Annotated in this window: 4 protein-coding genes and 1 pseudogene; 2 read left to right on the plus strand and 3 right to left on the minus strand. The window is 47.1% G+C overall.

Features of this window, described 5'->3' with window-relative positions; translation table 11 throughout:
* The first annotated feature begins 203 nt into the window (after window positions 1–203).
* Window positions 204–545 (plus strand): hypothetical protein, encoded by a 342-nt coding sequence (locus APR53_07075; protein KQC05623.1) that lies wholly within the window; start codon window positions 204–206, stop codon window positions 543–545.
* Window positions 546–557: 12 nt separating this feature from the next.
* Here the strand turns inward: APR53_07075 and APR53_07080 are convergent, their stop codons facing one another.
* The gene (locus APR53_07080) at window positions 558–914 is read right to left on the minus strand and encodes a hypothetical protein (protein ID KQC05624.1); all 357 of its coding nucleotides are present in this window, start codon (window positions 912–914) and stop codon (window positions 558–560) included.
* Window positions 915–1,152: 238 nt separating this feature from the next.
* The gene (locus APR53_07085; protein ID KQC05625.1) at window positions 1,153–1,635 is read right to left on the minus strand and encodes a hypothetical protein; all 483 of its coding nucleotides are present in this window, start codon (window positions 1,633–1,635) and stop codon (window positions 1,153–1,155) included.
* 120 nt (window positions 1,636–1,755) lie between these two features.
* Between APR53_07085 and APR53_07090 the strand changes: the two genes are divergently transcribed.
* On the plus strand, window positions 1,756–1,956 hold the full coding sequence (locus APR53_07090) for a hypothetical protein (protein KQC05626.1): 201 nt from the start codon (window positions 1,756–1,758) through the stop codon (window positions 1,954–1,956).
* An 815-nt stretch (window positions 1,957–2,771) separates the two neighbouring features.
* On the opposite strand, the pseudogene APR53_07095 reads toward APR53_07090, so the two are convergent.
* Window positions 2,772–2,990: pseudogene (locus tag APR53_07095) on the minus strand.

Below are 2,990 nucleotides of genomic sequence, written 5' to 3' on the forward strand. Positions count from 1 at the left end.
ATACTATCACCTACGTATAAGGACGATCATTGAAGTGGGTGAAATTGATGAAATGGATACTATCTGCTATACTACTGATTTTAGTGTGTATTGGGACAGCGAGTGCATTTGAAATTAAAATTGAAGACACACCTGATCCAGTATGTCAGGGCGATGTCCTTACGTTTGTCATTGAAACATCTGCTCCATATCCTGTTACTGAAATGTGGATGTATTATGATCCTACTGATATGGAATTTATATCGGCATCTGACGGTGGTGATGGAATGATGTTTTGGGGCGTCGTCGTATGGTTTAATCCACCTTCCCCTACGGTTACGGTACAGATGAAAGTTTGTCGTCCAGAACCAGGAGTTTTTGAAACATATGTTTGGGCGAATAGCGTCGATGCCGATCCGCAATATAATGAAGATGGGGAGGCATATGAATCGACTACTGTCGTTACCGCGCCTGCAGCCGTCCCAGAATTCCCCAGTCTCGCCCTCCCGCTCACCGCCCTTGCAGGCCTGCTTTTAGCGGTTATGGCGATACGGCGGGAGAAATAACATTCCTTTTTTCTAATTCCACTTTGCCAACCGCTCCCGCACATGTTTGTTTATCGTAAACAACTTGTCACTCATCGCATTTTGTTTCAGGTAATGCAGCGTTCCTTTCGAGAAACCCATCTTTTCCCACTCGTCGTAGGAGATGCTTAATATTTTCTGCCGCATTTCAACCGAGTCCTGCCGGGCCAGATCATACTCCGGGGTGCTCAGGTCGATTGAACGTTTCTTCCTTAATAGGTAGTGAGCCAGCTCCCGCGTCTTCAACAGCAGGACGTTTCGCCAGGTCGATTGTTTACCCTGAGATTCCACTGTCTGATTGAACCAGCGGTCGACTGCCAGCGTCACTTTACGGGCCCCTGTAGGCCGCATACGGAAGTTGAAGTTCTCGGTCCTTATGAAATCCTGCTTAACTCCGGCCTTTCTCTGATTTGGGACTTGCCCTCTCTACACAGCTCGCTCTGAATGAGTATTGAATCTTGCTCTATATCCCGTTTTAGCAATTGAATTTTTATAAAGCCTTGTGGCATGGGTCCTCTTGCATTTTGCTCTTGGAGACCGAGAAGAAAAAAATGTGACGAGTTTTTAATAGCGAAAGTTTTCGTCTGGGTCAGGTTCCCCACATCCAGAAGAGGGCCCGCACGTCCCCGAATCCGATGAAACCATTGCCGTCGTAATCGAAACACTCAATCGGTTCATTCGCAGGGATCCAGACATCATAATATTCGAAGAACAGCCGGATATCGCCGAAACTGAAGAGCGTGTCGCCATTCACATCCTCATAGAGGCCGTCCTGATCGGGATCCAACGGAGGGGCGCTGCAACTGGGAAGCTGTATGACGGTAGGGGTTTCGTTCAGGATTCCGGAATAGTATTTCAGTACATAAGGACCGCTGGAATAGCCTAGATCAATATCGCTTAATATGTGGGGATTTCCGGATGAATCTAGATCAAGGCTGGGCTTACAGTTATACGAACGCTCAATGAGCTCAAAATGCCAACCGGATCCATCTTTATATGCGTACTTCAGGTACGAATCGAAATTAACGCGCTCTCCCCTGAACGTAATATGAGGATTTTCATCCGAATCCAAGACTAAAGAAGGCGAAAATGCGTCTGAACCATCAGGGTACGGAAATTGCTCGATGTGCCACCCGAATCCATCCTTATAGGCATATCGAAGCCCGGTTCCAGTCCAATCAATGTATACTACATGGGGATATCCCGCGGAATCGATGGCAATATCGAGTTTATATTGATGTGGCACAGTATCGATATCTTCTTTATGCCACCCCGATTCGTCTTTATAGGCGTATATGATACGATAATCACCCATACTGTGGTCATAGAGTATATGGGGGCGGTTCGAAGAATCCAATGCAAGAGCACAATGTTGCGCACCCTCAAACGTTGAGTCTATTGTTTCTACAAGGCTCCGGTCAAACCATCCCGTCTCATTTGTAACAGCATACTGAAGATCCCCATATTGGCCAGCATCATATACCAGGTGTACCCGGTTATTGGAATCAATTGCTGGATCACAAAAAAAGATATTACAACCGCTTGCTCCTAATGTTCTGTTCAAGTATCTCTGTGTTTGCCATTCCGAACCGTCCCAGAAGGAATATGTGGGATACGATCGACGATCCACCCACTCCCCATAGAATAAATGCGGCCGATTGAAAGAATCGAGGGCGATGGGGCCGTTTTCTCCCAATCCAAAGTCCTTCAAGTGCCACCCGAATCCATCTTTGAAGCCGTACTTGACAAAAGGGTTATTTGAGACAGATGAGCGGTAGGTAAAGAATATATGAGGAGTGTCCGTTCCGTCCAGTTCCAATGCAGAAAACCCGAAATAAGACTCGGACTCGTTAATGATCTCATACGGCCATTCCATCGCAGTTACGGGAATACTCAGTGCCACACAAAGCATGAATGCAATCAGGGCACAACAAATTACCCGTCCAAGGCAAAATTCTCGCAACCTAACGTCCATCCTCTCCCTCTCCAAACACAGAGTTCTCTCTTTCCAGTCACTCTGTTTTAACGAGCACTCAATTGTATTGATAATTGAAAAAATTATGTCAGGCTACTCTCTCCGGGAGTACTAATGCGGTAGATGGGGTGTAATATATAATTACATCCGCATTTAACACCGGAAGGTGTTTGTCAGATCGCTTTTATGGCATTCGGGGATCAGAAAAAAGAGTATCTTATCTACGCTCTGTATTACGTCCCCCACATCCAGAAGAGGGCCCGCACATCCCCGAATCCGATGAAACCGTTGCCGTCGTAATCGAAACACTCGATCGGTTCGTTGGCCGGAATCCAGACATCGTAATACTCGAAGAACAGCCGGATATCGCCGAAACTGAAGACGCCGTCGCCGTTCACATCCTCGTAGAGGCCGTCGTGATCGAGGTCCTGCGGCGGGTTGGTGCAGCCCGG

Source organism: Methanoculleus sp. SDB (genome assembly GCA_001412355.1).
GTDB lineage: Archaea > Halobacteriota > Methanomicrobia > Methanomicrobiales > Methanomicrobiaceae > LKUD01.